This is a genomic window from Paenarthrobacter sp. NPDC090520 (genome assembly GCF_044769205.1).
Lineage (GTDB): Bacteria > Actinomycetota > Actinomycetes > Actinomycetales > Micrococcaceae > Arthrobacter.
The window spans coordinates 23,629-50,470 of the sequence record NZ_JBIVXM010000002.1 but is presented as its reverse complement, the minus strand read 5'-3'; the positions used below and the strand labels follow the sequence as shown (position 1 = coordinate 50,470).

25 protein-coding genes and 4 tRNA genes are annotated in these 26,842 nt (G+C 63.1%); 14 read left to right on the top strand and 15 right to left on the bottom strand.

What is annotated here, in order from left to right:
* The first annotated feature begins 43 nt into the window (after window positions 1–43).
* Both valS and ACIQTZ_RS02885 read left to right on the top strand, forming a co-directional pair.
* Window positions 44–2,665: a valine--tRNA ligase gene (gene valS / locus ACIQTZ_RS02890; protein WP_402977360.1), complete on the top strand. Its 2,622-nt coding sequence runs from the start codon at window positions 44–46 to the stop codon at window positions 2,663–2,665.
* A gap of 337 nt (window positions 2,666–3,002) precedes the next feature.
* Complete coding sequence (locus ACIQTZ_RS02885; RefSeq protein ID WP_402977358.1) at window positions 3,003–3,878, top strand: DNA-formamidopyrimidine glycosylase family protein; 876 nt, start codon at window positions 3,003–3,005, stop codon at window positions 3,876–3,878.
* Between the two features lie 17 nt (window positions 3,879–3,895).
* Here the strand turns inward: ACIQTZ_RS02885 and ACIQTZ_RS02880 are convergent, their stop codons facing one another.
* From ACIQTZ_RS02880 to ACIQTZ_RS02855, 6 genes are all read right to left on the bottom strand, one after another.
* Window positions 3,896–4,519: a DsbA family protein gene (locus ACIQTZ_RS02880; RefSeq protein WP_402977355.1), complete on the bottom strand. Its 624-nt coding sequence runs from the start codon at window positions 4,517–4,519 to the stop codon at window positions 3,896–3,898.
* A gap of 80 nt (window positions 4,520–4,599) precedes the next feature.
* Entirely contained in the window at window positions 4,600–5,889 is a 1,290-nt protein-coding gene (clpX, locus tag ACIQTZ_RS02875; protein ID WP_397321551.1) for an ATP-dependent Clp protease ATP-binding subunit ClpX, read from the bottom strand.
* A gap of 182 nt (window positions 5,890–6,071) precedes the next feature.
* Window positions 6,072–6,731 carry an ATP-dependent Clp protease proteolytic subunit gene (locus tag ACIQTZ_RS02870; RefSeq protein ID WP_387437112.1) on the bottom strand — a complete coding sequence of 220 codons (660 nt, stop codon included), beginning with the start codon at window positions 6,729–6,731 and terminating at the stop codon, window positions 6,072–6,074.
* Between the two features lie 37 nt (window positions 6,732–6,768).
* Window positions 6,769–7,392 (bottom strand): ATP-dependent Clp protease proteolytic subunit, encoded by a 624-nt coding sequence (locus ACIQTZ_RS02865; RefSeq protein WP_397321550.1) that lies wholly within the window; start codon window positions 7,390–7,392, stop codon window positions 6,769–6,771.
* Window positions 7,393–7,611: 219 nt separating this feature from the next.
* Window positions 7,612–8,991, bottom strand: coding sequence for a trigger factor (gene tig, locus ACIQTZ_RS02860; protein WP_400331768.1), 1,380 nt, complete (start codon window positions 8,989–8,991; stop codon window positions 7,612–7,614).
* A 71-nt stretch (window positions 8,992–9,062) separates the two neighbouring features.
* Window positions 9,063–9,137 (bottom strand) — tRNA-Pro (locus ACIQTZ_RS02855).
* A gap of 126 nt (window positions 9,138–9,263) precedes the next feature.
* Here ACIQTZ_RS02855 and ACIQTZ_RS02850 point away from each other — a divergent pair.
* A tRNA-Gly gene (locus tag ACIQTZ_RS02850) sits at window positions 9,264–9,337 on the top strand.
* Between the two features lie 75 nt (window positions 9,338–9,412).
* On the opposite strand, the gene ACIQTZ_RS02845 is transcribed toward ACIQTZ_RS02850, so the two are convergent.
* The 3 genes from ACIQTZ_RS02845 to ACIQTZ_RS02835 form a co-directional block, all read right to left on the bottom strand.
* The gene (locus ACIQTZ_RS02845; protein ID WP_402977351.1) at window positions 9,413–10,300 is read right to left on the bottom strand and encodes an Fpg/Nei family DNA glycosylase; all 888 of its coding nucleotides are present in this window, start codon (window positions 10,298–10,300) and stop codon (window positions 9,413–9,415) included.
* Window positions 10,300–10,782, bottom strand: a complete 483-nt coding sequence (locus tag ACIQTZ_RS02840; RefSeq protein ID WP_400331762.1) for a ribose-5-phosphate isomerase — start codon at window positions 10,780–10,782, stop codon at window positions 10,300–10,302. The genes ACIQTZ_RS02845 and ACIQTZ_RS02840 overlap by 1 nt, the downstream gene beginning before the upstream one ends.
* Before the next feature lie 92 nt (window positions 10,783–10,874).
* Window positions 10,875–11,885: a hypothetical protein gene (locus ACIQTZ_RS02835; RefSeq protein WP_400331760.1), complete on the bottom strand. Its 1,011-nt coding sequence runs from the start codon at window positions 11,883–11,885 to the stop codon at window positions 10,875–10,877.
* A 107-nt stretch (window positions 11,886–11,992) separates the two neighbouring features.
* Here ACIQTZ_RS02835 and pepN point away from each other — a divergent pair, with 107 nt between their 5' ends.
* Together pepN and ACIQTZ_RS02825 are read left to right on the top strand one after the other, a co-directional pair.
* The gene (gene pepN / locus ACIQTZ_RS02830; protein WP_402977950.1) at window positions 11,993–14,593 is read left to right on the top strand and encodes an aminopeptidase N; all 2,601 of its coding nucleotides are present in this window, start codon (window positions 11,993–11,995) and stop codon (window positions 14,591–14,593) included.
* Window positions 14,594–14,645: 52 nt separating this feature from the next.
* A complete protein-coding gene (locus ACIQTZ_RS02825; RefSeq protein ID WP_400331757.1) occupies window positions 14,646–15,125 on the top strand; it encodes an OsmC family protein in 480 nt (159 codons plus the stop codon).
* Here the strand turns inward: ACIQTZ_RS02825 and ACIQTZ_RS02820 are convergent.
* Window positions 15,122–16,117 (bottom strand): NAD-dependent epimerase/dehydratase family protein, encoded by a 996-nt coding sequence (locus ACIQTZ_RS02820; protein ID WP_402977348.1) that lies wholly within the window; start codon window positions 16,115–16,117, stop codon window positions 15,122–15,124. The genes ACIQTZ_RS02825 and ACIQTZ_RS02820 overlap by 4 nt on opposite strands.
* An 87-nt stretch (window positions 16,118–16,204) precedes the next feature.
* Here ACIQTZ_RS02820 and ACIQTZ_RS02815 point away from each other — a divergent pair, with 87 nt between their 5' ends.
* Both ACIQTZ_RS02815 and ACIQTZ_RS02810 read left to right on the top strand, forming a co-directional pair.
* Entirely contained in the window at window positions 16,205–16,903 is a 699-nt protein-coding gene (locus ACIQTZ_RS02815; protein WP_402977345.1) for a mechanosensitive ion channel family protein, read from the top strand.
* A gap of 1 nt (window position 16,904) precedes the next feature.
* On the top strand, window positions 16,905–17,384 hold the full coding sequence (locus tag ACIQTZ_RS02810; RefSeq protein ID WP_402943138.1) for a globin: 480 nt from the start codon (window positions 16,905–16,907) through the stop codon (window positions 17,382–17,384).
* On the opposite strand, the gene ACIQTZ_RS02805 is transcribed toward ACIQTZ_RS02810, so the two are convergent.
* On the bottom strand, window positions 17,381–18,058 hold the full coding sequence (locus tag ACIQTZ_RS02805; RefSeq protein ID WP_402977342.1) for a hypothetical protein: 678 nt from the start codon (window positions 18,056–18,058) through the stop codon (window positions 17,381–17,383). The genes ACIQTZ_RS02810 and ACIQTZ_RS02805 overlap by 4 nt on opposite strands.
* A 63-nt stretch (window positions 18,059–18,121) precedes the next feature.
* Here ACIQTZ_RS02805 and ACIQTZ_RS02800 point away from each other — a divergent pair, with 63 nt between their 5' ends.
* Window positions 18,122–19,027, top strand: coding sequence for an acyl-CoA thioesterase (locus ACIQTZ_RS02800; protein ID WP_402977339.1), 906 nt, complete (start codon window positions 18,122–18,124; stop codon window positions 19,025–19,027).
* Window positions 19,028–19,094: 67 nt separating this feature from the next.
* On the opposite strand, the gene ettA is transcribed toward ACIQTZ_RS02800, so the two are convergent.
* Both ettA and ACIQTZ_RS02790 read right to left on the bottom strand, forming a co-directional pair.
* Window positions 19,095–20,777 carry an energy-dependent translational throttle protein EttA gene (gene ettA, locus ACIQTZ_RS02795; RefSeq protein WP_400269143.1) on the bottom strand — a complete coding sequence of 561 codons (1,683 nt, stop codon included), beginning with the start codon at window positions 20,775–20,777 and terminating at the stop codon, window positions 19,095–19,097.
* 57 nt (window positions 20,778–20,834) lie between these two features.
* Window positions 20,835–21,374, bottom strand: coding sequence for a DUF6993 domain-containing protein (locus tag ACIQTZ_RS02790; protein WP_402943036.1), 540 nt, complete (start codon window positions 21,372–21,374; stop codon window positions 20,835–20,837).
* Window positions 21,375–21,460: 86 nt separating this feature from the next.
* On the opposite strand from ACIQTZ_RS02790, the gene ACIQTZ_RS02785 reads away from it, so the two are divergent.
* Window positions 21,461–21,907, top strand: a complete 447-nt coding sequence (locus ACIQTZ_RS02785) for an SRPBCC domain-containing protein (protein WP_402977336.1) — start codon at window positions 21,461–21,463, stop codon at window positions 21,905–21,907.
* Between the two features lie 44 nt (window positions 21,908–21,951).
* Here ACIQTZ_RS02785 and ACIQTZ_RS02780 read toward each other — a convergent pair.
* Window positions 21,952–22,024: transfer RNA gene (locus ACIQTZ_RS02780), tRNA-Arg, on the bottom strand.
* Between the two features lie 224 nt (window positions 22,025–22,248).
* Here ACIQTZ_RS02780 and ACIQTZ_RS02775 point away from each other — a divergent pair.
* Both ACIQTZ_RS02775 and ACIQTZ_RS02770 read left to right on the top strand, forming a co-directional pair.
* Window positions 22,249–22,830 carry a single-stranded DNA-binding protein gene (locus tag ACIQTZ_RS02775; protein WP_402943040.1) on the top strand — a complete coding sequence of 194 codons (582 nt, stop codon included), beginning with the start codon at window positions 22,249–22,251 and terminating at the stop codon, window positions 22,828–22,830.
* A 57-nt stretch (window positions 22,831–22,887) separates the two neighbouring features.
* The gene (locus ACIQTZ_RS02770) at window positions 22,888–23,598 is read left to right on the top strand and encodes a DNA alkylation repair protein (RefSeq protein WP_402977333.1); all 711 of its coding nucleotides are present in this window, start codon (window positions 22,888–22,890) and stop codon (window positions 23,596–23,598) included.
* Here ACIQTZ_RS02770 and mptB read toward each other — a convergent pair.
* A complete protein-coding gene (gene mptB / locus ACIQTZ_RS02765) occupies window positions 23,591–25,147 on the bottom strand; it encodes a polyprenol phosphomannose-dependent alpha 1,6 mannosyltransferase MptB (RefSeq protein WP_400331734.1) in 1,557 nt (518 codons plus the stop codon). The two genes, ACIQTZ_RS02770 and mptB, sit on opposite strands and share 8 nt — an antisense overlap.
* 149 nt (window positions 25,148–25,296) lie before the next feature.
* Between mptB and orn the strand changes: the two genes are divergently transcribed.
* The 3 genes from orn (at window position 25,297) to def (ending at window position 26,841) form a co-directional block, all read left to right on the top strand.
* On the top strand, window positions 25,297–25,932 hold the full coding sequence (orn, locus tag ACIQTZ_RS02760; protein ID WP_402977330.1) for an oligoribonuclease: 636 nt from the start codon (window positions 25,297–25,299) through the stop codon (window positions 25,930–25,932).
* Window positions 25,933–26,062: 130 nt separating this feature from the next.
* Window positions 26,063–26,138, top strand: a tRNA-His gene (locus ACIQTZ_RS02755).
* Window positions 26,139–26,268: 130 nt separating this feature from the next.
* Window positions 26,269–26,841 carry a peptide deformylase gene (def, locus tag ACIQTZ_RS02750; RefSeq protein ID WP_402977327.1) on the top strand — a complete coding sequence of 191 codons (573 nt, stop codon included), beginning with the start codon at window positions 26,269–26,271 and terminating at the stop codon, window positions 26,839–26,841.
* Window position 26,842 lies beyond the last annotated feature (1 nt).

The following is a 26,842-nucleotide window of genomic DNA, read 5'->3' as shown; positions in this document are numbered from 1 at the left end:
GCCGAAGGCGTCCTGTAACTCCGGGCCATGAAACAATTGGTCCATGGCTGAATCAACGCAGGGTACAGACACGCCCGCCACCGCCCCCATTAACGTTCCCGACAAGCCGGCCCTTGAAGGCCTCGAAGCTGCCTTGACGCAGCGCTGGCTCGCGGAAGGAACCTACAAGTTCAACCCGGACACCACCCGGGAACAGGTCTACTCGATCGACACTCCCCCGCCGACCGCCTCGGGTTCGCTCCATGTCGGCCACATGTTCTCCTTCACCCAGACAGACGTCCAGGCGCGCTACATGCGCATGACCGGCAAGAACGTCTTCTATCCCATGGGCTGGGATGACAATGGCCTGCCCACCGAGCGCCGCGTCCAGAACTACTACGGCGTGCGCTGCGATCCTGCCATTCCGTACAACGCCGACTACCGTCCGCCTGCGCAGCCGGCCAAGAACCAGCGCGATTTCGACGTCGTTTCGCGCCAGAACTTCATCGAACTGTGCGAAGAACTCGCCGTTGAAGACGAGAAAGTCTTCGAAAACCTTTTCCAGACCCTTGGCCTGTCTGTGGACTGGAACCTGACGTACCGCACCATCGACGACACCTCCCGTGCGGTGTCCCAGCGTGCCTTCCTCGCAAACCTCGCTGCGGGTGACGCCTACATGGCCGAAGCCCCCACCCTCTGGGATGTTACTTTCCGCACCGCCGTGGCGCAGGCTGAGCTTGAGGACCGCGAGGTCCCGGGCGCCTACTACCGCTACCCCTTCTTCACCGAAGACGGCCAGAAGATCTTCATCGAGACCACCCGTCCCGAACTGCTTGCCGCGTGCGCCGCCCTGGTGGCAAACCCCGACGACGAGCGGTACCAGCCGTTCTTCGGCAAGACTGTGAAGTCTCCGCTGTTCGACGTCGAACTCGAAGTCAAAGCCCATCCCCTGGCCAAGGCGGACAAGGGTTCGGGTATTGCCATGGTGTGTACCTTCGGTGACCTCACCGACGTCACCTGGTGGCGCGAACTGCAGCTGCCGACGCGCGCCATCATGGGCCGCGACGGACGCATCATTTCCGAGACTCCCGAATGGATCACCACGGAGGCAGGCAAGGAAGCCTACGCGGCGATCGCCGGGAAGACGGCTTTCTCGGCCAAGGAAGCCGTGGTTGAGCTCCTCACCGCAGCGGATCTGCTGGACGGCGAACCGAAGAAGATCACCCACCCCGTGAACTTCTTCGAGAAGGGCGACAAGCCCCTCGAAGTGGTCACCTCCCGCCAGTGGTACATCCGCAACGGCGGACGGGACGAGGACCGCCGCGAACGGCTGATTGGTCGCGGCCAGGACATCGACTTCCACCCGTCCTTCATGCGGTCCCGCTACGAAAACTGGATCGCCGGCCTGAACGGCGACTGGCTCGTTTCGCGCCAGCGCTTCTTCGGCGTGCCGATCCCCGTCTGGTACCCGCTCGATGCCCAGGGCAACCCGGACTACGACAACCCGATCCTGCCGTCCGACGGAATGCTTCCCGTGGACCCTGCCGCCGATGCTGCTCCTGGCTACGAGGAATCCCACCGTGACCAGGCCAACGGGTTCACCGGCGACGCCGATGTCCTGGACACCTGGGCCACGTCCTCCCTCACGCCGCAGATCGTGGGCGGTTGGAGCCGTGACGAGGAGTTGTTCGCCAAGGTCTACCCGTTCGACCTCCGCCCGCAGGGCCACGACATCATCCGGACCTGGCTGTTCTCCTCGGCCGTCCGCGCCGATGCCTTGCAGAACAGCGCTCCGTGGAAGCACGCTGCGATCTCCGGCTGGATCCTGGACCCGGACCGGAAGAAGATGTCCAAGTCCAAGGGCAACGTGGTGGTTCCCACCGATGTCCTGAACGAATACGGCTCCGACGCCGTCCGTTACTGGGCAGCATCGGCCAAGCTTGGCGCAGACACCGCGTACGAGATCGCACAGATGAAGATCGGCCGGCGTTTGGCCATCAAGCTGCTCAACGCCTCCAAGTTCGTCCTGAACCTCGGCGCCACGGAGAATTCCGTGGTCACCAACCAGCTCTCTGTCCTGAGCAACCCGCTGGACCGTGCCTTGCTCGCCCAGCTCTCGGACGTTGTAGCCCAGGCCACCAAGGCCTTCGACAACTACGACTACGCCCGGGCCCTGCAGATCACCGAATCGTTCTTCTGGCAGTTCACGGACGACTACGTCGAACTGATCAAGGACCGTGCCTATGGTGCAGCCGGCGAAGCCGAGCAGGCCTCCGTGCTTGCGGCCCTCGCCACCACGCTGGACTCGCTCCTGCGTCTGTTCGCCCCCTTCCTGCCTTTCGCCACCGAAGAGGTCTGGAGCTGGTGGCGGACGGGTTCGGTGCACCGCGCCGCGTGGCCTTCCGCCCTGGAAATCGCCGACGGCGACACCACCATGCTGGGCACGGTGGGCCTGGCCCTCAGCGGCATCCGCAAGGCCAAGTCCGAGGCCAAGGTCAAGCAGCGGACCGAAGTGCTTTCTGCCAATATTTCGGCAACGGAAGTGCTCGTGGCGCAGCTCAAGGCCGGTTTGGGTGACTTGAAGGCCGCCGCAAACGCCCAGGAGATCACCCTGCAGTCCGCTGAAGGCGATCTGACGGTCAGCGACGTCGTCCTTGCGCAGCCGGAAGAGACACCCGCCTCGTAGCAGCCATCGCCCGGGAGTTTTTGGGCAAAGGGGAAGCCCCATCAGCGTTTTGCCGTTGGTGGGGCTTCGACTTTTCGGCTGTCCGGTGACGACTTGACAGTCTGGCGGAATCCTTGGAATTTCAGGTCTTCCTACCACGTCACTGGTAGCTTGCGTCCGACTTTGCCAAAGGCTGCGTCGGTTGCATATCACTGAATCTTCGGTTTCCGTGTCCCTCTTCTTTCGAAGTGGGTAAGACCATTGTTGTCCTGCCCGGGCCGATCCACAAGGCTTCCGAAAGAACTACAATCCTGTAGTTTCCGGGACCTTTTGCCGTCGCGTGTGGCAGAGTATTCCCATGCCGGAACTGCCCGAAGTGCACGGCCTGTGCACCTACCTGGACACGCAACTGAACGGAGCGGTGCTGACGAGTGTCCGCATCAACTCCATTGCCGCGCTGAAGACGGCAGATCCCCCCTACACGGCCCTGGAGGGTCGGACCATCCGCGGGGTGCGGCGCTTTGGCAAGTTCGTCTGCGTCGATGCCGACGAACTGTTCTTCGTCTTCCACCTGGCGAAGGCCGGCTGGGTCCGGTACACCGAGCACCCGTCCACGGCAACGCTGCGCATGGGTAAGAGCAACATCGCTGCCCGCCTGCTCCTGCACCGCGGAATCGACGACACCCACATCGGACTGGACCTCACCGAAGCTGGAACAAAGAAGAGCCTGGCCATCTACGTGGTCCGTGACCCCTTGGATGTCCACGGCATCGCTACGCTGGGCCCTGAACCGCTGAGTCCCGACTTCGACGTCGAAGCGTTCGCTGGAATAGTCCGTTCAAGCTCCCAGCAGATCAAAGGACTGTTGCGGAGCCAGGCCGTGATCGCCGGAATCGGCAACGCCTACAGCGACGAGATCCTGCACGCTGCCAGGATCTCCCCCTTCGCGATTGCCAAGTCCCTGGATGAGGAGACGGTTGGCCGACTCTATGGGGCCATGCAGGAAGTGCTGGTGGGCGCCGTCGCGGCGGCGGCCGGCAAACCGTCCAGTGAACTCAAGGACACCAAACGGAGCAATTTCAGGGTCCATGCCAGGACGGGACAGCCGTGCCCGGTGTGTGGAGACACAGTGAGGGAGGTGTCCTTCGCGGACACCTCCCTCCAGTACTGCGCTACGTGCCAAACAAACGGCAAGATCCTGGCCGACCGCAGGACTTCGCGTTTCCTCAAATAGCGGCCGAACGGGTCACCCTAGTTGAACTCGGGCCGTTCGGTGCGGCTGCGCTTGAGCTCGAAGAAATGCGGGTAGCCGGCAAGTGCCACGGTTGCGTCCCAGATCTTACCGGCGTCTTCGCCACGGGGAATGCGGGTCAAGACGGGGCCGAAGAAAGCCGTACCGTTGAAGGCAACCACGGGCGTTCCTACGTCCTGCCCCACCAGTGAGATTCCTTCCTCGTGGCTGGCACGCAGCTGGGGGTCGAATTCGTCCGAGTCAGCGTAGCGCGCCAGTTCTGCGGGAAGGCCCACTTCGGCCAGGGCTTTCCGGATCACCGACGGACGATCCTTGTTGCCCTCGTGGTGGATTTCCTCGCCCATGGCGTCATAGAGGGGCTTGACGTACTCGCTGCCGTGCAACTCCTGCGCCGCGATGATCACCCTGACCGGACCCCAGCTCTTGTCCATGAGTTCGCGGTAGTCATCAGGCAAGTCGCGGCCCTCATTCAAGACGGACAGGCTCATGACATGCCACTGGGTCTCAATCCCACGGACTTGCTCCACTTCGCCGATCCAGCGGGATGTGATCCATGCAAACGGGCACGCGGGGTCGAACCAGAAATCGGCCTTGTTGACGGGTTGCTCGGTCTGTTCAGGCACAGGAAATCTCCTCAGGAAGGTGGCAACGGGCACGCTAAACGTGAAAAGCGGACAGGGCCGCTGTTTGGTGCAACGGGTGGTCAGGCGGACTTATTCCGCCGCTTCGCCACCACGTCATGGGCAATCATGGTTGGCTGGGCCTTCTTGGCCACCACGTCCTCGGTGATGACCACGGTGGCGATGTCGTCGCGGCTGGGGAGGTCGAACATGACCGGCAACAGGACTTCTTCCATGATGGCGCGCAAGCCGCGGGCTCCTGTTCCACGTTCGAGGGCCTGGTCGGCGATGGCGTTCAAGGCGTCGTCGTCGAACTGGAGTTCCACGCCGTCGAGCTGGAACATCTTCTGGTACTGCTTCACCAGGGCGTTCTTGGGCGTCGAGAGAATCTGGATCAAGGCGGGACGGTCCAGGTTGGACACCGTGGTGATCACCGGGAGCCGCCCGATGAACTCCGGGATCAGACCGAATTTGAGCAGGTCCTCCGGCATGACCTCACCGTAGGTATCCACGTTGTCCTTGACCTCGTTAAGCGGGGCGCCGAAGCCGATGCCCTTCCGGCCCGAACGGGAACCAATGATGTCTTCCAGGCCTGCGAACGCGCCAGCCACGATGAACAACACGTTGGTGGTGTCGATCTGGATGAATTCCTGGTGCGGGTGCTTGCGGCCGCCCTGCGGAGGCACTGAGGCCACTGTGCCTTCGAGGATCTTCAGCAAGGCCTGCTGAACCCCCTCGCCCGAAACATCACGGGTAATGGAGGGGTTCTCGCTCTTGCGTGAAATCTTGTCGATCTCGTCGATGTAGATGATGCCTTGCTCGGCCTTCTTGACGTCGTAGTCAGCGGCCTGGATGAGCTTGAGCAGGATGTTTTCGACGTCTTCGCCAACGTAGCCGGCCTCGGTGAGGGCCGTGGCATCGGCTACCGCGAAGGGTACGTTGAGCCGGCGGGCCAGGGTTTGCGCGAGGTAGGTCTTGCCGCAGCCGGTGGGGCCGATCAGCAGGATGTTGGACTTGGCGATCTCCACGTCCTCGTGGTGCGGTCCCTCGCCCAGGCTGCCGGTCTTCGGTGCATGGCCTGCCTGGATGCGCTTGTAGTGGTTGTAGACAGCTACAGCCAGCGACCGCTTGGCCGGCTCCTGGCCGATCACGTATTCCTGCAGGAAGTCGAAAATTTCGCGCGGCTTGGGAAGTTCGAAGCTGCCCAGGTCCGAGACCTCGGCGAGTTCCTCTTCAATGATCTCGTTGCAGAGTTCAATGCACTCGTCGCAGATGTACACGCCGGGCCCGGCAATCAGCTTGCGAACCTGCTTCTGGCTCTTTCCGCAAAAAGAACACTTCAGCAGATCCGTGCTCTCGCCAATCCGAGCCATGTGTGAATCCCTTCGTTGCGTGCGGGTGATGGGGCTCCGCGCCTTGCTCCATTGTGCGGCCAGACCGCGGTTGGCATCACCGTGACTTCTTCCACTCTAGGTCACAATGAGCCGCTTGGGTGGAAACAGAACGCCGGTGCGGTCCATATTTCGCGAACCGCACCGGCGTCGTTTTCCGGATGCTACCGGGCGATTGCCTGGGGCTTGATCTTCCGGGAGTCCAGTACCTGGTCAATAAGGCCGTAGTTCCGGGCTTCCTCGGCCGTGAGGATTTTGTCGCGCTCGATGTCGTTGTTGACTTGCTCGGCCGTGCGGCCGGAGTGGTGGGCGAGCGTCTCCTCAAGCCACGTACGCATGCGCATGACCTCCGCGGCCTGGATTTCCAGGTCCGAGGCCTGGCCTCCCTGGCCGCCTGACAGTGCCGGCTGGTGGATCAGCACGCGGGCGTTCGGGAGGGCAAGGCGCTTGCCAGGGGTGCCGGCTGCCAAAAGGACGGCCGCAGCACTGGCTGCCTGGCCCAGGCAGACCGTCTGGATCTCCGGACGGATGTACTGCATGGTGTCGTAAATGGCGGTCATTGCCGTGAACGAACCGCCCGGCGAGTTGATGTAGAGGGTGATGTCGCGGTCCGGGTCCGTTGATTCAAGGACCAGCAACTGGGCCATGATGTCATCAGCAGAGGCGTCGTCCACCTGTACGCCGAGGAAGATGATGCGGTCCTCGAACAGCTTGGTGTAAGGGTCCTGGCGCTTGAAGCCGTAGGGGGTGCGCTCCTCGAACTGGGGCAGGACGTAGCGGCTGGAGGGGAGGTTGCCGGCAGACCATCCGAAGTTGTAGTTCATTGTTTACTCCTGGGTTTTCAGTGGTTCGTGGTGCCGGCTAGTTTTCGGTGGAGGACGCCGCGTCGGACTGATTGGCAGTTCCGCCGCCACCGGCCACCGAGCCGGCGTGCGCCGAGATCTTGTCGAAGAAGCCGTACTCCAGTGCTTCCGCGGCCGTGAACCACTTGTCGCGGTCATTGTCCTTGAGGATGGTTTCCACGGTCTGGCCCGTCTGCTCGGCGGTGAGTTCCGCCATGACCTTCTTCATGTGCAGGATCAGCTCAGCCTGGATCTTGATGTCCGAGGCCGTTCCACCGATGCCGCCGGAAGGCTGGTGCATCAGGATGCGGGCGTTGGGGGTGGCGTACCGCTTGCCCTTGGTGCCGGAGGAAAGCAGGAACTGCCCCATGGAAGCGGCCAGGCCGGTGGCGACCGTGACGACGTCGTTCGGAATGAACTGCATGGTGTCGTAGATGGCCATGCCTGCCGTTACCGAACCACCAGGCGAGTTGATGTAAAGGTAGATGTCCTTCTCAGGGTCTTCGGCCGAGAGCAGGAGAAGCTGTGAGCAAATGGCGTTGGCATTCTCATCGCGGACTTCGGAGCCGAGCCAGATGATGCGCTCTTTCAGCAGGCGGTTGTAGATGTAGTTGTCCTGGGCCGCGGGATCGACAGTTGCCATCCGGGGAGCCTCTGATTGCTGTGACATAAGTACTTACCTCTCGCTGGTGCCAGTGACATCACTGAACTTCACTACATGGACACTAACCGTATTCAGGGGTGATTTGTTCGCCGGAATCGCACTGTTCGCTGACGGCGCACGTTTGTGGACGGCGCCTTGGACGGCCTTAAAGCAAACCGGCCCCGGATCGAATGATCCGGGGCCGGTTAGTGCCTGAAACTAGAACTTCACTGCTGCGGGGTCATCGCTGGCAACGGTATCGGCTTCTTCAGCAGCCTCAGCTGCGGGAGCTTCTTCCACGGCTTCGCCGGCGGGGCGCACGAAGTCGGTCAGGTCCACCTTGTTGCCTTCGGAGTCCACAACTTCAGCCTGGCCAAGGACGACGGCCAGCGCCTTGCGGCGGCGGACCTCGGAAACCATCATGGGAACCTGGCCGCTCTGATCGATGATCTGGGCGAACTGGTTCGGGTCCATGCCGTACTGGCTGGCGGTGGTGACGATGTAGTCGATCAGCTCGTTCTGGCTGACGTTGACTTCTTCCTTGTCTGCAATGGCGTCAAGGATGATTTCGTTCTGGAACGCACGCTCGGTGTTGGCCTTGACCTCGGCGCGGTGCTCCTCGGTGTCGTGGTCACCTTCGCCGTGGGCGTTCTCCGGGTTGAAGTGCGATTCCAGCTGCTCTTCCACAACCGAATCCGGAACGGGGACCTCAACGAGCTCAACGAGCTTGTCCAGGACCTTGTCACGGGCCTCGACGCCCTGGCCGACAACCTTGGAGTCGGCTGCCTGCTTGGCGAGGTCCTCGCGGAGCTCAGCGAGGGTGTCGAACTCGGAAGCCAGCTGTGCGAAGTCATCGTTCGCCTCGGGGAGCTCGCGCTCCTTGACGGCCTTGACGACAACCTTGACCTGGGCGGCTTCACCGGCGTGGTCGCCACCAACCAGCGTGGTGTCGAAGATGGCTTCTTCGTCAGCGGACAGGCCCTCTACGGCCTCGTCCAGGCCCTCGAGCATGGTGCCGGCGCCAACCTGGTAGGACAGGCCGGATGCGGAGTCGATCTCTTCGCCGTCGATCGTGGCGGTGATGTCGATGGTGAGGAAGTCGTCGTTCTTGGCAGGACGCTCGACGGACTTCAGCGTGCCGAAACGGCCGCGCAGCTCGTCAAGGGCCTTGTCGACGTCGGCGTCGGAGGACTCAGCAGCTGCGACCTCCACCTTGATGCCTGCGTAGTCCGGCAGCTCGATCTCGGGGCGGACGTCAACCTCCACCTGGAACTTGAGCTCGCCGTCGGTTGCGGACGGGTCCGGAACCTCGGTGATCTCAACCTCGGGGCGGCTCAGCGGGCGAACGCCGGTTTCCTGCACAGCGGCCTGGTACCAGCCGTTCAGGCCATCGTTGATGGCAGTCTCCAGGACGTATCCGCGACCGACGCGCTGGTCGATGAGCTTGGAGGGAACCTTGCCCTTGCGGAATCCGGGAACCTGGATCTGCGAAGCAACGGTCTTGTACGCGGCATCGATGCTCGGCTTCAGTTCCTCAAAGGGAACCTCAACATTGAGCTTGACCCGCGTGGCGGTGAGGTTCTCGACAGCGCTCTTCACAGTCTAAGTACTCCTGGATTGATGGGTATGGGGTTCTGTCGCGTTCCAAGAAATGGACACGAAACACAGAGTCGGGGTGACAGGATTTGAACCTGCGACTTCCTGCTCCCAAAGCAGGCGCTCTAGCCAAGCTGAGCTACACCCCGAACGCACAGGACAGTCTACGGGCAAGCGGGCCAGGAATGCACATTTGACACCGTCGCCGGAATTAGGTTTAGTTGTACCCGGCTTGAACAGCCGCCGGGAAGATGTCCTGAACAGGAGATCCTTTCGGGGACGTAGCTTAATGGTAAAGCCTCAGTCTTCCAAACTGATTACGCGGGTTCGATTCCCGTCGTCCCCTCCAGGGAATTTCCCCTCCAGGGAAAACAAAAGAGCCCCGATCCTTCAGGATCGGGGCTCTTTTTGGTACTTCCGGAGTTCAAATCTGGCAGCCAGGGCACCAGTAGAGCTTGCGGGCACCAATTTCCGCCATGCCCACTACCGTCCCGCAGGCACGGCAGGGCAGTCCTTCGCGTTTGTAGACGAAGTGCGCATCGGCGTCGGGCGCCGTTTCCGCTCCATCTGTCCATAGTGCCGGCGGCGTGGTGACAATCCGGCCGTCGCGGACGCCGTCGGACATGGTCGCAACGGCGTCATCCCACAGGCGGCCGGCGGTGCCCGTATCCACGGCAGAGCCGGGCTTCCACGGGTCCACTGCCTGCCGGAACAGCACTTCGGCCCGGTAAATGTTGCCTACGCCGGCCAGGACCGACTGGTCCATCATCAGGAGCGCGACGGCGGTCTTCCGCTTCCGCAGCCGCCGGATGAACTCATCGCGGTCGCCAGGCCCATTCCGCAAGGGGTCCGGGCCCAGCCTGCCGAGCACCTTGGCTGCGTCATCCGACGTAATGGCGGCACACGTCGTAGCGCCGCGAAGGTCCGCCCAGCCGTGGTCGGAGACAAGGCGGACGCGGACGGCCCCCACCGGCTCCGGCGGTCCGGAATAGTCCGTGTCTGCACCGGCCGGCCCGGATTCACGCTCACCGATCCGTCGTGGCGCGCCGATGCTGGACGCACCAGCGAAGGAACTGTCTCCCCCGAAGTTCCACGCCCCGTAAAGGCCGAGGTGCACATGAAGGAACAGGTCATGGTCGAACTTCAGGAACAGTTGCTTGCCGTGGGCAAGCGCGTCCACCATGACGTGTCCATCCAGCAGCGCCGCACCCTCGGCGAACCGCCCTTGCGGGCTGCTCACGCGAAGGCGCCGGCCACCGAAGACATCCTGGAACTGACGCGCCAGCCTGTGGATGGAATGCCCTTCAGGCACTATTCGACAATTTCGCCGGTGGTCTCGTAGACCGCGATTTTGCCGATGCGGCGGACATGGCGCTCGTCATTGCTGAACGGTTCCGCCAGGAAGGCCTCGATGAGTTCCGTTGCTTCCTCAACCGTGTGCTGGCGGCCGCCGACTGCGATCACGTTGGCATCGTTGTGCTCGCGGGCGAGCTTGGCCGTGGAGAGGTTCCAGGCGAGCGCCGCGCGCACGCCCTTGACCTTGTTGGCCGCGATCTGCTCACCGTTTCCGGAGCCACCCAGCACGATCCCCAGCGCGTGGACTCCGGCTTCCTGGTCCGCCACCACGGCTACGCCTGCGTTGATGCAGAACGAGGGGTAGTCGTCCAGGGCGTCGTATTCCTTGGGTCCGTGGTCCACAACTTCATAGCCCTTGGCGGTGAGGTGGCTGACCAGGTGGGCGCTGAGTTCCATGCCGGCGTGGTCCGTGGCGATGTGGACGCGGGGTGTAGTCACAGGAAGTCCGTTCTTTGTGGCGCGGGCGGCACAGCACTGGGCAACTGCTCAGCATTGGCCAAGGCGCGGCGGGGAGGGATGCGTTACCTAGGTTACCGCGAGCCCGGTTGCTGGGGCTGCCCGTCCTGGTGTGCCCGTTCGGCAGCGCGGTTGAGGATGCCGGCGAGTTTGTCCGCGGCAACCGATGTACCGGCACTCAGTGCCACCCGTCCACCGTTAAGCCGTCGAACGACGACGGCCGGCCCGCTGCTGACCAGCATGGCGGTGGCGCCTTCGTGGTGTCGCCAGCCCCAACCGCCGTAGTCAGCGGCCTTGACGTCGGTGGGAGCCGCCGCGGCAATATCGACGGCGGGAACGTTCAGTACGGGGACCAGGCCACCGGCGAATACCTGCAGCCCTCCCCTGTCCGCACGGACGCGTGCGAACAGGAAGCCGGCGCCCACCAGTCCAGCCGCTGCCAGCAAGGCCCCCAGCCATGGAATGGCTACTGCGATCAAAGCGGCCGGGAAGAGCGCGGAGATGATGATCATGATGAAGACCGAACTCCGGGCGTGAACCCACATCCGGAGCGTGTCCCGGGCCAGATCGGGATCGGCAGCACGCAGGCGTTCGGCTTCGAGCGCGTGGTCATCCTCCTGCGTCCACCGGGGATCCGGCTTGAAGGCAAACATCATCACCACACCCAGCGCGAGCGCGGCGCCACTGCCCATCGCCAAAACGATCGGGTCGACATGTGACAACCTCGCGTCGCCGACTCCGGACTGCCCCACAAGGCCCGCCGCCAGGACCGTGGTGATGAACAGGCTGACCATCAGCCCCAGTCCCATCATGACGCGGCGCATGACCACGGGCCGCGAGATGGGAACGGACTGGAGGAAGGCGACCCAACCGCACAGGACGATGAGTCCTGCGCCGCCTGCCACATAGGCTCCGAACGGCGCGAAGGAACTGCCGCCGTCGGCGTTCCACATCACGGCGACGGGATCCGGAAGGCTGTTCCGCAACATTTGGGCGCACACCACGAATCCCACGGCAAGCAGCAGCGGAAAGGCCAGCGCGAACCGAAGTGCGCGGGTGTCGAGCGAATCCCGGAACGTTCCCATGCTTAAACGCTACTCCGTGGTGGCGACACTGTGCGGACTCCTCCTTGCCAACAAGCTTGCCAACAAGCGACAGAGTGAAAGAATGGCTTCACACCAGCGACCGGATCATGATCCCGGCCGGCCACCCCAATCTTCTGGAGGCACACTTGCCAGGCCTTAACCTGACCCGCGACGAAGCCGCGAAGCGCGCGGAACTGCTCAACGTCGAGTCCTACAACGTCACCCTGGACCTGACCAAGGGCGCCAAAGTCTTCGGATCCACCACCGTGGTGCGCTTTTCCGCGCAGGCTGGATCATCAACATTCATCGACGCCATTACGGACGCAGTCCACAGCGTGACGCTGAACGGAATCGAACTGGAACCATCCGACGTCTCAGACGGAGTGCGCATCCAGCTCCCCAACCTCGGCGAAGAGAATGAACTCACCATCGTTGCCGACGCACCGTATATGAATACGGGCGAGGGCCTCCACAGGTTCGTTGACCCGGTTGACGGGGAGGTGTACCTCTACACGCAATTTGAGGTCCCGGACTCCCGGCGGATGTTTGCCGTTTTCGAGCAGCCGGACCTCAAGGCGAGCTTCACGTTCACCATTACAGCGCCATCCCACTGGGACGTGGTGTCCAACTCCCCCACTCCGACGCCTGTGCAGGCAGACGCGGGTGAGGACGGCGCGGCCCGGTCGGTGTGGGAATTCGCCCCCACGCCACGGTTGTCCTCCTACGTCACCGCGTTGATCGCCGGGCCCTACCAGTCCGTCCGTTCCCAGGTCACAAGCTCCGACGGCCGCGTTGTGCCGCTGGGCGTCTTTGCCCGCAAGTCACTCATGCAATACCTGGACGCGGAGAACATCTTCGAGCTGACCCGGCAAGGGTTCGAGTTCTTCGAGGCCCAGTTCGGCTGCCCCTACCCGTTCGAAAAGTACGATCAGCTCTTCGTCCCCGAATTCAATGCCGGAGCCATGGAAAACGCCGGCGCCGTGACCATCCTGGAGGGCTATGTCTTCCGCGGCAAAGTCACCGAAGCGCAGGTTGAGCGGCGCGCCATCACGGTGCTGCACGAACTGGCGCACATGTGGTTCGGCGACCTGGTGACCATGCGCTGGTGGAACGATCTCTGGCTGAATGAGTCGTTTGCCGAATACATGTCCCACCTTGCGGCCGTGGAAAACACTGAGTTCGACCGTGCATGGACCACCTTCGCCTCGGTGGAGAAGTCCTGGGCCTACCGGCAGGACCAGCTTCCCACCACGCACCCGATCTTCGCCGAGATCAACAGCCTGCAGGACGTGGAGGTCAACTTCGACGGCATTACCTACGCCAAGGGCGCCTCCGTGCTCCGCCAACTGGTGGCGTGGGTGGGACCCGGACAGTTCATGGCCGGTGTGCGGGCGTACTTTGCCAAGCACGCCTGGTCCAACACGGAGCTCCAGGACCTCATGGTGGAACTCGAGGCCGCGAGCGGCCGGGACCTGGACCAGTGGGGCCGGTTGTGGCTGGAGACGGCAGGCGTCAACACCTTGGCGCCCGAGCTCACAGTCGATGCGGACGGAATCATCACGGGCTTTGCCATCCTGCAAACAGCCATCACCGAGCAGCCAACGCTGCGTCCGCACCGCCTGGCCGTGGGTTTCTACAACCTTGTGGACGGAAAGCTGGAGCGGATCCACCGTGAAGAGCTGGACGTCGACGGTGCGCGCACGGAAGTTCCTGGCCTGGTGGGACGCACCCGCCCGGACCTGGTGCTCCTCAACGACGACGACCTCGCTTACGCAAAGGTCCGCCTGGATCCCGAATCCCTCGCAACAGCCAAGGCACACCTCAAGGACTTCGCCTCGAGCCTGCCACGGACGCTCGTGTGGGGTTCGGCCTGGGACGCTGCACGGGACGGCGAAACTCCTGCCCGCGGCTACGTGGACCTCATCCTGGCCAATATCGCCCACGAAACGGATTCCTCCGTGATCCTGGTCCAGCTCCGCCAGCTCGCCACGACGTTGACGTACTTCGTGGCCGCCGGGCACAAGCAGGAAACGGCCATTGCCGCTGCAGACAAGCTCTGGGAGCTCGCCTCCGTCGTGGAACCGGGATCCGACGCGCAACTGCAGTTCGCCAAGTCGTTTGCCCAGATCTCCCGCAGCGACACCCAGTTGGACCGTATCCAGGCCCTCCTGGAGGGAACGGAAACGTTGGCGGGACTCACCATCGACCAGGACATGCGGTGGGAACTGCTGACGGCTTTGGTTGCCGGTGGCCGCCAGGGACAGGAACGCATCGACGAAGAGCTGACGCGGGACAACACGTCCAACGGCCAGAACGCCGCCGCACAAGCCAAAGCAGCCATTCCCACCCCGGAGGCCAAGGAAGCCGCTTGGGAGTCGATCGTGGTCAAGGGAGAGCTCTCCAACGCCCTGCAGGCTTCGGCGGTGGCCGGCTTCATGCGGGTACCTGACACGGCCCTCCTTGAACCCTTCGCGGAGAAGTACTTCGAGGCGGTCCCTGGAATCGTCAAGGAACGTACACACGCGCTGGCACAGCAGATCGTGGTGGGCCTCTATCCTGCCCAGTTGACCACCCAGGCCACGGTCGACCGGACGGACGCGTTTCTTGCCGAACTCCCCGAGGACAGCGCCGCCTTGCGCCGCATGATGCTGGAGAACCGCGACGCCGTGGCGCGGGCACTGCGTGCCCGGGCTGCCGACGTCGGCTAAGGTCCGCCACGGTCCGTGCGGACAGTCTCCGGCCGCTGGCTAGACTGTCCGCATGGCCCTCAATGAACACCACTACGCGCTGACCGTCCGGTGGACCGGAAACCTCGGGGACGGCACGTCCACCTACCGCGGGTACTCACGGGACCATGATGTGGAGATCCCTGGTTTGCCCACGCTCCGCGGCTCGTCGGACCCCACCTTCCACGGAGACCGGACACGCTACAACCCGGAACAACTTCTCCTGGCTGCACTTTCGCAGTGCCACATGCTGTCCTTCCTGCACGTGGCCGTCAAACACGGCGTGGTGGTAACCGCCTACGAGGACAACGCCGAAGGGCTCATGAAGCTCAACCGCGATGGCAGCGGCCAATTTGAGAACGTGACGCTGAAGCCACGTGTCACCCTGGCCGATCCGGCCCACGAAGAGCTGATGCCGCAACTGCACCATGAGGCCAACCAGGTCTGCTTCATCGCCCGCAGCGTCAACTTCCCGGTGCTGCACCGGCCAACCACGACGCCGGCAGTGGACTAAGGCGCTTCGGCCCGCCAGAGTGACACGAGACTGCGTTCGGTGTGCGGTTTGAGTCCGGCCCTGCGGTCGCGGTCCAGGCCCCTGGCGCGTTCGTCCGCGAGCGTGTCACCGAGCGTCTCCTGCCACGGCCGGAGGATCATTCCTTGGGCGATGGCCGCCGCGTTGCTCCGGGCCTGGAATCCTTCGTGGCCAGGCGGAAGCCAGAGTGGAAGTGAGTCGGGGCCGGCCCAGTAGGCTACGCCGTGGTCCACGAGCCATTGCTCCGGCACTGTTTCCAGTTCCGCCGGGTTGCCGGCCACACGTTGTGATTCCGTGACGTAGTGACCAAACGGCACCACGTCACCCATGGCGTTGTACGTTCCGACCAGCCCGCGTCCTGCCGACTGCAGGATCCAGGCCGCCAGGTCCCGCACATCGATGATCTGTGTAGCGGCGGCGGGGATGTCCGGAACCAGGACGGGTTGGGTGTTTGCCGCCAACCTCGCGGGCCAATATCCGTACCTGTCCGAGGGGTCCCCGGGTCCGCCGATGAGGCCGGCCCGGACGATGTGGGCTTTCTCCCCTGCCAAGGCACGGGTCATGTGCTCAATCGCCGACTTGGACTCTCCGTACGTTTCCGGGCTGCCGGATTGGCCCGCCGGAAGGGGTTCAAGCAGTGGAGCGCTCTCATCGGCCCCCGGAACAGAATGGTCTGCATATACCGAACAACTCGAAACGAAGGTCCAGTGGCCGGCGTCCGGCCCCAACACCTCCAGCGCCGTCTTCGCCTGGACGGGGTCGCGTGAAACGTCAATCACCGCGTCCCACTGCCCGGAGACGTCCGCAAAGGCTGCCGCGCCCTCGGAGCGATCGGCCCGCACCCAGCTGACGCCGTCGGGCGCTGCTGCCGACGTGCCCCGCGCCAGGCAGGTGACGTGGTTCCCGGAGGCCGCGGCCTGACGGGCGATTTCGGCGGAGAGGAAGGCGGTACCGCCCAGAACCAGGATGCGCATGCGGCAACGCTACGACGCTAGTGTTGGTAGTGGACAGAGTGTTCTGCGCCAGGCGAACACGGGCCGACCACAAGGAGCTATTGGACCTTGACCTTCATTCCCCCCATGGAAACCCTCACCATCGAGCCGGAAAAGATCGACTACGTCTCGATCCTCATTACAGTGGGCGTTGGCCTGCTGGTGTGGACCGTGGCGCGCTTCATCATCCTGCGGATCACCCGAAGGGTTGCCGCCGGCAGCTCGCTCTTCAAGAAGCCGCACTTCAAGTGGGTCCAACCCGCCATCCGGGCGCTTGACCACGAACGGCGGTCCCAACGTGCGCAAACCATTGGTTCGCTGCTGACCAGCCTGGTGAGCGTCATTGTGGTGGTCATCGTGATCATCTACGTGCTGAAATACATGAACGTGGATGTCGCTCCCCTGCTGACCAGCGTGGGCATCCTGGGTGTGGCCATCGGTTTCGGTGCCCAGCAGTTGATCCGTGACTTCCTCGCGGGCATTTTCATCACGATTGAGGACCAGTACGGGATCGGCGATGTGATCGTGACCAGCGAAGTGATCGGCACGGTCGAGTCGGTGGGTCTGCGCATCACCCGTGTCCGGGCCGAAGACGGAGCCATCTGGTATCTGCGCAACGGCGAAATCCTGCGGGTAGGCAACCGGTCCCAAGGCGACTACGTCCCGTTGGATGCACCCACGCCCGATGATGACAACCAAGACGCCAAAGTACCTGCCGGAGCAGCAATAGGTTCCGCCCAGAAGCCTGAGGAGAAGGCCAGTGAATGACATGACCGCCGGACGCGAACCGGCATCGACGCCAGCATCCCCGCAGGCCGGCGAGCGCCCCCAGTTGATGCGCAACGATCCCTTCAGCCAGCCTGCCTACACGGACAGTTTCTACGACGCCGTGGGTGGACACCAGACGTTCGTGAAGCTCATCGATGTCTTTTACGACGGCGTTGCCGGGGATCCCTTGCTGCGGCCCATGTATCCCGAGGAGGACCTGGAACCTGCCAAACGGCGCTTCCTCATGTTCCTCGAGCAGTACTGGGGTGGGCCAACCACCTACAGCGAGGAGCGTGGCCACCCCCGCCTCCGGATGCGCCACATGCCGTTCAGGGTCACCCCGGAAGCGAAGGACCGCTGGCTGTTCCACATGCGTGCGGCTGTGGATTCGCTCGGCTTGTCCCCACTGCACGAAGGCACGTTGTGGGATTACATGGAGCGGGCAGCGCTCACCATGGTGAACAGCCCGTCAGCCGTCTAGCCCTGGTTCTGGAAACCCAGGCCTGCGCCGGTGCGGACCAGCACGTGCCCGCGCGGCCCGCTGAGGCGGAACCACCGGCCGTTGCGGAACAGCTGCTGTTCGCCCTCGCCGAGGAATCCCAGGGCGAAAGCAGCGAAGGCAGCGCCGGCAGGGATGTCCTCCCTGCCGGGAAGGCTGCGGCTCCAAACTGCCGCACGCGCAGAATTGACGACGGCGGCACCCGCCATCGCGGGCACCACACCGGCCACTTCCGCGATTCCGGCCTCGGCGGCGGCCTTCAGTTCTGCGTCGGAAACCGGGCCTTGGGCCTCCCAGCCGCTCCTTGGGGCACCGACGCCTGCCCACGACTCGGAAACGGTGGACGGCGGGATGGGCAGGTCCACGTCGTCGGCGCCGGAACGGGCAAGCCGGTCCAGGATCGAAGCGATCGAAACGGTGACGTCGGCCTCTGCCTCCTCAGCCAGCGCCATGGTCCGCAGGCCAAGGACGGTAGGAGTCGACTCGCCAAGGATCCGGGGCCGCAGGACGCAAACATAGGCGGCCAGCACCTGGCCTGCTGCCTGCAGCCGGATGGCGCCGTCTTCGATGCTCTTGGCACGCGTCACGTAGGTGCGCAGATCGGTGAGATCGCGGGGGTCGGCAAAGCGGAAGGACTGGGTCAAGACGTCTGTCACATCAACGACTCTACCGGCATGTCCGCGGTTGAGAGGGGTTGGGGTGCCGTCTAGAGTCGAACCATGACTGAGACGAACGCGGGCCTTGAAGCTGAGGCCCCCTCCGGAGATCCCATGGAAGTGCTGATCGACCTGCTGGATTTGGGCGACTTCGACGGAGCCCGCACCACCGAGGACATCTTCCTGGGCCCGTCCCAGAAGCAACCCCGGCACCGTGTCTTTGGTGGACAGGTACTGGCCCAGTCCATGATGGCCGGCATGCGGACCGTGGACCCCGGGCGCGTTGCCCACTCCATGCACGGCTATTTCCTGCGCCCCGGAGACGCCAACAAACCCATCACTTTTGGCGTCGAGCGGCTTCGGGACGGCCGGTCCTTCTCTGCCCGCCGGGTGCACGCCTACCAGGACGGTGTGCCGATTCTCTCGATGATCGCGTCCTTCCAGGTCCAGGACGACGGCCTGGACCACCAAGCCGTCATGCCGGAAGGGATCCCGGATCCGGAATCGCTTCCGAGCACCGCGGAGTTGCTCTCCCGGTATGACCATCCCCTGGCCCGCCACATGTCCTCCGAACGACCCTTCGATGTTCGGCACATCGACCCAGCACTGTACGTCTCACCGCCCACGGAGCACGTGGCCACCAACGCGGTGTGGATGAAGACCATGGGACCCCTGCCGGACGATCCACAGTTGCACGTAGCTGCGTTGGCCTACGCGAGCGATTACACCCTGCTGGAACCGATCCTGCGGAAGCACGGCCTGGCGTGGATGACACCTGGAATGAGCGTGGCCAGCCTGGACCACGCCATGTGGTGGCACCGCCCGGTCCGGGTGGACGAATGGATCCTCTACGTCCAGGAGTCCCCCAGCGCCCAGGGCGCCCGCGGACTTTCCACGGGCCGCATCTTCAACCGCGATGGCGTGCACGTGGCCACTGTGGCGCAGGAAGGCATGGTCCGGATTCCCTGATTTCCGCCTTCCCCGGAACAACAAAACGGCCGCCCGTTCCGGGACGGCCGTTTTTGTTACCGGCGTCCTAGTCGCGGGTCAGGCGACGGTGGGTCACACGGTGCGGCTTCGCGGCGTCTGGGCCGAGGCGCTCAACCTTGTTCTCCTCGTAGGACTCGAAGTTGCCCTCAAACCAGTACCACTTGGAGGGGTTCTCGTCGTCGCCTTCGTAGGCCAGGATGTGCGTCGCCACCCTGTCGAGGAACCACCGGTCGTGGGAGACCACCACAGCGCAACCGGGGAAGTCGAGCAAGGCATTCTCAAGGCTGCTCAGCGTTTCCACGTCGAGGTCGTTGGTGGGTTCGTCAAGGAGCAGGAGGTTTCCGCCCTGCTTCAACGTCAAGGCCAGATTGAGGCGGTTGCGCTCACCACCGGAAAGGACACCGGCCTTTTTCTGCTGGTCCGGACCCTTGAAGCCAAAGGCAGAAACGTAGGCACGCGAAGGCATTTCCACTTGGCCCACCTGGATGTGGTCCAGGCCATCGGAAACAACTTCCCACAGGGTCTTGTTGGGGTCGATGCCGCCGCGGGACTGGTCAACGTAGGAAATCTTGACCGAGTCGCCGATCTTGAGGTCGCCGCCGTCGAGCGGTTCCATCCCCACAATGGTCTTGAACAGCGTGGACTTGCCCACACCGTTGGGACCGATGACGCCCACGATGCCGTTCCGGGGCAGGGAGAAGGACAGGTCTTCGATCAAGACGCGGTCGTCGAAGCCCTTCTTCAGGTCCTTGGCTTCGATCACCAGGTTGCCCAGGCGCGGTCCCGGCGGGATCTGGATCTCTTCGAAGTCGAGCTTGCGGGTGCGCTCTGCCTCGGCTGCCATCTCCTCGTAGCGGGCAAGACGGGCCTTGGACTTGGTCTGGCGGCCCTTGGCGTTGGAGCGGACCCATTCCAGTTCCTCGGTGAGGCGCTTGGCGAGCTTGGCGTCCTTCTTGCCCTGGACCTCGAGGCGGGCCTTCTTCTTCTCCAGGTAAGTGGAGTAGTTGCCCTCGTAGGGGTACAGGTGTCCGCGGTCGACCTCGGCGATCCACTCAGCCACATGGTCAAGGAAGTAGCGGTCGTGGGTGACGGCCAGGACGGCCCCGGGGTACTTGGACAAGTGCTGTTCCAGCCACAGCACGCTTTCGGCGTCGAGGTGGTTGGTGGGTTCATCCAGGAGCAGCAGGTCCGGCTTCTGGAGGAGGAGCTTGCACAGCGCCACGCGACGACGCTCACCACCGGACAGGACGGTGACGTCCGAGTCGGCCGGCGGGCAGCGCAGTGCGTCCATCGCCTGCTCGAGCTGGGAATCGATGTCCCAGGCGTCGGCGGCGTCGATGGCTTCCTGGAGTTTGCCCATTTCCTCAAGGAGGGTGTCGTAATCGGCGTCCGGGTTGGCCATTTCTTCGGAGATCTCGTTGAAGCGCTGGATCTTGCCGTAGATTTCGCCTACGCCTTCCTGGACGTTGCCCAGGACCGTCTTTTCCTCATTCAGCGGCGGTTCCTGCAAGAGGATACCCACGGTGTAACCGGGGCTCAGGCGGGCCTCACCATTGGAGGGAGTGTCCAGTCCGGCCATGATCTTGAGGATGGTGGACTTACCAGCACCGTTCGGGCCAACGACGCCGATCTTGGCACCGGGGAAGAACGACATGCTGACATCGTCCAGAATAAGTTTGTCGCCAACGGCCTTGCGGGCCTTGGTCATCGTGTAAATGAATTCCGCCATGCCGTTAAATCTAGTGGCTTGGCGGGCAGAACTCACATTCGGTCGAAGCGGGTGAAGCTATCTGGCGTCTCCGATGAAGCATTTTCCAGTGGCCAGGACAGGAAGTACCGTCACCACGACGGCACCATCACGGATCTGTCCCATGACGCAACTGCTTCCGGCAAGGGCCGCCGCTTCCATGGCATCGACATCGAGGCCCGTGGGTGTCCGGCCGGCGGACACCTCAATGTTGTTCTTTGGGATACCCGCGGCCACCAAGGCGGCCCGCACCGCTTCCTGGCTGGGCTTGGGGGTGGTGGACACGAGGTTCTTGAGCGTAGTTTCCACGGTTTGGGCGGTTGCCGTCACAGCAGGATCGGCAGTTGTCCCCGCGGCCGTTGATGCCGGCGGGACGGTTGGCGATACGGCCTGGGCGGTGGCAGGCTGCGCTGGGTTGATGGTCTGCTGTGCGATAGTGCTGGAGGGCTGTGCCGGCGCGCAGGAGGTCAGTGCCGCAGCAACCACCAGCGAGGACAGCAAGACCCCGCCCAGCCGTTTGGACGTGTCGCTTTGCCGGTTCACTGTGCTCCCCCATTCATCACACAGCCATTCTGCCATTCCGCGGACGCCCCTTCGGGCGTAGCGTTGCCCTGACCTACGGGTTTGGACCAAACGGACGCATCTATGGACGAAGGAGGCGCACCGTGAACGCACAGATTCCGGATGCGGAAGCCACAGTGACGGTCGCGGCGGAGCGCGGGGACGTATGGAGGGCCCTGACCGACCCCGCCATCATCAGGAAGTACTTCCTTGGCACCAACGTGGAGACCACGTGGAAGGTGGGCGATCCCATCACTTACTCGGGTGAATACAACGGCAACTCCTACGAGGACAAAGGCGCCGTCCTGGAGTTCGAGCCCATGGAACGCGTGAAAACGACACACTTCAGCCCTTCAACGGGATTGCCCGACGCTCCGGAAAACTACCACACCGTTGAGTATCGACTGGCGGACGCGGGTCAGGGAACGTCGGTAACCATCGTGCAGGGAAACAACAGGAGCACAGAGGAAGTGCAGCAGTCCACCGCCACATGGGGCATGGTCCTGCAGAACCTCAAAGAGCTTCTTGAGGCGGGGAAGCCGGGTCAATGAGCAACGATCCCCCGGAACTCGTGGTGAGTTCCGGGGGATGCTTGCGCCCCAGGAGGGAATCGAACCCCCGACCGGCGGATTAGAAGGCCGCTGCTCTATCCCCTGAGCTACTGGGGCGTACGGGATCGCCGGACAGCATGGGCTGTTTGGCGCCACAAAGAGTTTACAGTGCATTCCTTCCCCTGGCCGCCAGACGCGCGCCCCAGCCGGCACTGGCCCTCCACAGACGTCGGTCTGGGTCCGGTTATGCACATAGGCGCCCGAGGGAGTGCCTCGACGCTTGCGGCTGGCCGAAGCTGAAGGAGCCGGAAAGGCAATCTCCACTTCGGGAAGGACCGCAAATGAACGACGTCATCACCCTCCGCGGCTTTGTAGCTTCGGAAGTCAAGAGTTCCACCACCATCCGCGGCACATCCACCGCTTCGTTCCGGCTGGGGACGACAGAGCGGCGCTACGACCGGGCAAACAACGCCTGGGTGGATGGCAATACCAATTGGTACACGGTACAGTCCTTCCGCTACTTGGCCGGGCACGTGGGCTGCAGCCTCAAAAAGGGCCAGCGCGTCATTGTGGTGGGCCGGCTGCGGCTCAGGCAATGGGAGCACGAGGGCAAGATCTACCACGTGGCCGAGGTGGATGCCGAGGCCGTGGGGCACGACCTCATGTGGGGCTCGGCGAACTTTACGCGGATGAGCGCAACTTCCCCGGCACCGGAGATGGCCCCAACGGATACCCGTCTGGACCTCGCAGCCGGGGCAACGGCTCCTCGGCCCGATGGCTCCAGCGAGGACTGGGAATCCGCCATGGACGGACCCACTCCCCCTGCAGACAGCGAAGACGCCGTTGGCACGGAAGGATCCGAGGATCCGGACAGGATGCTGGTGAACACGGAGACCGGTGAGCTGGCGGACGCCGTGGCTTGATGCCGGGCCGGGCTACGCCCAAGGAACATGTGTGGTGTCCCGTCCTACAGTTGAGGCATGCACAACACCGAACTCCTTGAGGCGATCCGTTCAGCCCTCCGGTCGGCGGCGGACGCCGATCGTGGACGGGGCGCCCAGGCGTACATGAAGTCCGAGATGCCATCGCTGGGGGTGAGGGTCCCCGAAGTCCGCCGGATCACCAAAGAAGCCGCCAAACAGTTTCCGCTCGCGTCACCGGAAGATGTCCGTCGGGCAGTGCTGGAATTGTGGCGCAACGCGGAGGCCCGGGAGGAACGATACGCCGCCATCGACCTGACGGGTCTTCCGCTGGTGAAGGAAGATCTAGGCATGTTGCCCGTGTATGAGGAAATCATCAGGACCGGGGCTTGGTGGGACCTGGTGGACGGCGTTGCCCACCGTATTGGAGCCCTGTTGTTGGCGCATCCGGAGATCATGAGGCCGCTGCTGGTCAAGTGGTCCGCAGACCGGGACATGTGGATTCGACGCTCTTCCATCACGGCGCAACTTGGCGCCAAAGCGAAGACTGACACCGCGTTGCTGTCCGTGGTCATCCAGGCCAATCTTGCGGATAAGGAATTCTTTATCCGCAAGGCCATCGGCTGGGCGCTGCGGGAGTTCAGCAAAACGGACCCCGCCTGGGTGAGGGCTTTCGCGGCCGAGAACGCTCCCGCGCTCAGTCCCCTTTCCACCCGGGAAGCACTGCGGTTGCTGTCCGCAAGGCCAAGGGGCCAGGGCGGCCTCAAATGATGGGGCGGAGCCCCGGCTCGTCACGCTTGCGGAACAGGCTCTTGGTCTTGGGGTCCACAAAGATCAGGTAGACGGCAAAGAGCAACGCGATGATGGCTGCGGCGTTCCGGGCCAGGGTCAACGCCAAGCCAAGATCTTCGCTCTGCAGGTACGGGAAGACGTCCAATTGGTCGGAGATGGCGTAGACCATGAAGAAGGAAACCACAAAATACACCGCCTTGACCTGCCAGTCGTTGCGGATCCCGGTCACGGCAAACAGCGGAATCAGCCACACGACGTACCAGGACTGGATCATGGGTGCCAGCAGCACGATGGCAGCGAAGGCCAAAGTGAGACGGCGCATCAGCCGGTCGTAATCTCCGCGGAACACCAGCCACCCCACAGCAACAAGCATCAGGAGCTTTCCGGCGTCGTACACCCACTTGGCCATGCCCCAGCCATCAAGTCCGAAGACGTTGAAGATGGAAGCCACAATCAATCCGATCAGGCCGATGGGGGCATACCAGATCCACACGCTGCCCGGGGCGGACAGGCCCTTGATCCAACCGAACCCGTAGCCGTTGACGAGGCCCATGGCGTAAAGGATGCCCAGGGTCAGGGCCGCCGTCAGGAACCAGAACAGGAACTTCCGGGGCCAGGATGCTCCCTTGCCCGCCCACAACAATCCAATGAACGGCAGGAACACGACGGTGATCGGCTTGACCGAGATGGAAAGGGCCACCAGCGCGATACCGAGGACCACCCTGCGGGTTGCGCAGTAATACAATCCGGCAAGTGCCAAGCCGATCATCAGGGCATCGTTGTGGACGCTCGCAATGAAGTTGGTCAGGAACAAGGGGTTTGCCGCAGTCAGCCACAGTGCGCGGTGCGGGTTCACTCCGTGGAGTTCAGCCAGTTTGGGGACGTAGATGATGCAAAGAATGACGCCTGCCACCGCCACGAGCCGGAACAGCATAATGCAGGCTTCAGGTTGGACATTCGTCACCCAGACAACGAATTGTTCGATCCACAGGAACAACTGCCCGTACGGAACGGGCGCCTCGGTCCACATTTTGTCGGCGCCCAGTTGGAAGTAGTTGGGCAGGGCGGAGATGCCATTCTCATAGGGGTTGATCCCCTCTACCATGAGGCGGCCCTGGCCAATGTAGGCATACACATCCCTGCTGAAGAGGGGAACCGTGAACATCATGGGCAGGCCCCAGGCCACCACGGCCTTCAGGGTAGCCTTGCGGGCTTCCAGCCCCCACACCCTGACGCGCTGGCCAAGCCTTAGCCATGCCCTGACCAACAACATTCCACCGATGGCCAGAAGGACGATTGACAGCCCAACACCGAGGCCCTCGGTCCGCATCCAAATAAACAGCGGCAGCCGCCTCAATTCCGATACCGGCGCGAGCCAACCGACTCCCAGGGAACCGAAGACGAGGAACATGGATCCGATGAAACCGGCGATGAGCGGGGAACGGGGGTTGTCCACCTCGGCTGCTGCGGTCCCCACGGGCGCCGCAGCTCTCCCGGCCTTCTGGGCGGCGGGTACGGGCACCGTCATGTGATTTCATCCAATCGTTTGCCCGTTGATGTTTCGGGACGGAATTACGAATCTCCGGAGGTGGGTCACAGCAGGAAGAAATGACACTGCCGTGCCCAAAAATCGTACCATCGGAGCACTGGCAGGAACCTGACCGATAGGCTGGGCGCGTGCCTATTACTAATGAACGCATCGTCTGGATCGACTGCGAAATGACCGGCCTGGACCTCGTCAACGACGCCTTGATCGAAGTAGCGGCGCTCGTGACCGACTCCGAGCTCAACATTCTTGGAGATGGCGTGGATGTCGTCATCAAACCTGACGACGCAGCGCTGGAACAGATGAACGACTTCGTCCGCGACATGCATACACGCTCCAAGCTCCTTGATGAACTCCCCCATGGCAAAACGATGGCCGAGGCCGAAGCCCTGGTGTTGGAGTACATCGAGAAATGGGTTCCGGATCCCCGCAAGGCGCCGCTTGGCGGCAACTCCGTGGGCACCGACCGCATGTTCCTCGCCCGCGACATGCCCAACGTGATTGAACACCTGCATTACCGCGTCATCGATGTCAGCACCATCAAGGAACTCTCCCGCCGCTGGTTCCCACGCGCCTACTTCCAAACACCGGCGAAGCATGGTGGCCACCGGGCCCTCGGTGACATCAAGGACTCCATCGACGAACTCCGGTACTACCGCGAAGCTGTCTTTGTGCCTGCCCCCGGACCGGACACCGCTACCGCGCAGCGCATTTCCAAGGAGACGACAGCCTCGGCGGAGACCCTCAAGGCCGCCGACGACGTGTGATCTGCGTCATTTTTTGGGGTTTTTTCGGTGAAACCGGCAAAAGTGGACTTTGAACCCCCAAACAGCAGGTAAGCTATTTGTCGTTGCCTTCACGGAAAGCCGGTCAAACGGTCAGACCCAGAGGCGCATGGTGGGCGTAGCTCAGTTGGCAGAGCGCCTGGTTGTGGTCCAGGAGGTCGCGGGTTCAACCCCCGTCGCTCACCCCACCGGGATTGGCTGGAAAGCCGGTTCCCAAAGGCCGCACCGGATATCCGGTGCGGCCTTTGTTTGTTGGTCCGCTGGTGGTTCCTGCCGGAGTCACCAGGGGTCGCAGCCACTGACTAAGGAAGTACAGACATGACGGTCCTGCCAATCACCATCTGGGGCGAGCCTGTCCTCCACCGCCGGGCCAGCGAAGTGGACGTCTTTGACGACGAACTCCGCCAGCTGATCTCGGACATGTTCGAAACGAATGACGCCGCAAACGGGGTGGGCCTGGCAGCACCCCAGGTCGGAGTGGGCAAGCGGATCTTCGTCTACAAGTACGCCAATGATGACGACGCGCCGGACCAAGGCGTCCTGGTCAACCCCGTCCTGACCCTGTCCAAGGTGTCGGGCGCCCTTCCGGATCCCGAGGAGCATGTTGAAGGCTGCTTGTCCTTTCCCGGTGAGCACTACCCTCTCCAGAGGGCCGAGTGGGCCCGCGTCCAGGGCTTCGACGGCGACGGAAACCCGGTCGAGTTCGAGGCAACGGGTTGGTTCGCCCGCGTCATGCAACACGAGTTCGACCATCTGGACGGCAAGCTGTACGTCAACCGCCTCGTGGACCGCTATGCGAAGAAAGCCATGAAGCAGGCGAAGAAGAGCGGCTGGGGAGTCCCGGGGCTGACCTGGATGCCCGGGGTCGACCCCGATCCGTTCGGGCACTAAC

Excerpts from the sequence above, each read along its gene's own strand:
- valS (WP_402977360.1), top strand. The coding sequence starts at position 44 with ATGGCTGAATCAACGCAGGGTACAGACACGCCCGCCACCGCCCCCATT.
- ACIQTZ_RS02885 (WP_402977358.1), top strand. The coding sequence starts at position 3,003 with ATGCCGGAACTGCCCGAAGTGCACGGCCTGTGCACCTACCTGGACACG.
- clpX (WP_397321551.1), bottom strand. The coding sequence starts at position 5,889 with ATGGCTCGGATTGGCGAGAGCACGGATCTGCTGAAGTGTTCTTTTTGC.
- ACIQTZ_RS02870 (WP_387437112.1), bottom strand. The coding sequence starts at position 6,731 with ATGAACTACAACTTCGGATGGTCTGCCGGCAACCTCCCCTCCAGCCGC.
- ACIQTZ_RS02865 (WP_397321550.1), bottom strand. The coding sequence starts at position 7,392 with ATGGCAACTGTCGATCCCGCGGCCCAGGACAACTACATCTACAACCGC.
- ACIQTZ_RS02835 (WP_400331760.1), bottom strand. The coding sequence starts at position 11,885 with ATGGGAACGTTCCGGGATTCGCTCGACACCCGCGCACTTCGGTTCGCG.
- pepN (WP_402977950.1), top strand. The coding sequence starts at position 11,993 with ATGATCCCGGCCGGCCACCCCAATCTTCTGGAGGCACACTTGCCAGGC.
- ACIQTZ_RS02825 (WP_400331757.1), top strand. The coding sequence starts at position 14,646 with ATGGCCCTCAATGAACACCACTACGCGCTGACCGTCCGGTGGACCGGA.
- ACIQTZ_RS02820 (WP_402977348.1), bottom strand. The coding sequence starts at position 16,117 with ATGCGCATCCTGGTTCTGGGCGGTACCGCCTTCCTCTCCGCCGAAATC.
- ACIQTZ_RS02810 (WP_402943138.1), top strand. The coding sequence starts at position 16,905 with ATGACCGCCGGACGCGAACCGGCATCGACGCCAGCATCCCCGCAGGCC.
- ACIQTZ_RS02800 (WP_402977339.1), top strand. The coding sequence starts at position 18,122 with ATGACTGAGACGAACGCGGGCCTTGAAGCTGAGGCCCCCTCCGGAGAT.
- ettA (WP_400269143.1), bottom strand. The coding sequence starts at position 20,777 with ATGGCGGAATTCATTTACACGATGACCAAGGCCCGCAAGGCCGTTGGC.
- ACIQTZ_RS02790 (WP_402943036.1), bottom strand. The coding sequence starts at position 21,374 with ATGGCAGAATGGCTGTGTGATGAATGGGGGAGCACAGTGAACCGGCAA.
- ACIQTZ_RS02775 (WP_402943040.1), top strand. The coding sequence starts at position 22,249 with ATGAACGACGTCATCACCCTCCGCGGCTTTGTAGCTTCGGAAGTCAAG.
- ACIQTZ_RS02770 (WP_402977333.1), top strand. The coding sequence starts at position 22,888 with ATGCACAACACCGAACTCCTTGAGGCGATCCGTTCAGCCCTCCGGTCG.
- mptB (WP_400331734.1), bottom strand. The coding sequence starts at position 25,147 with ATGACGGTGCCCGTACCCGCCGCCCAGAAGGCCGGGAGAGCTGCGGCG.
- def (WP_402977327.1), top strand. The coding sequence starts at position 26,269 with ATGACGGTCCTGCCAATCACCATCTGGGGCGAGCCTGTCCTCCACCGC.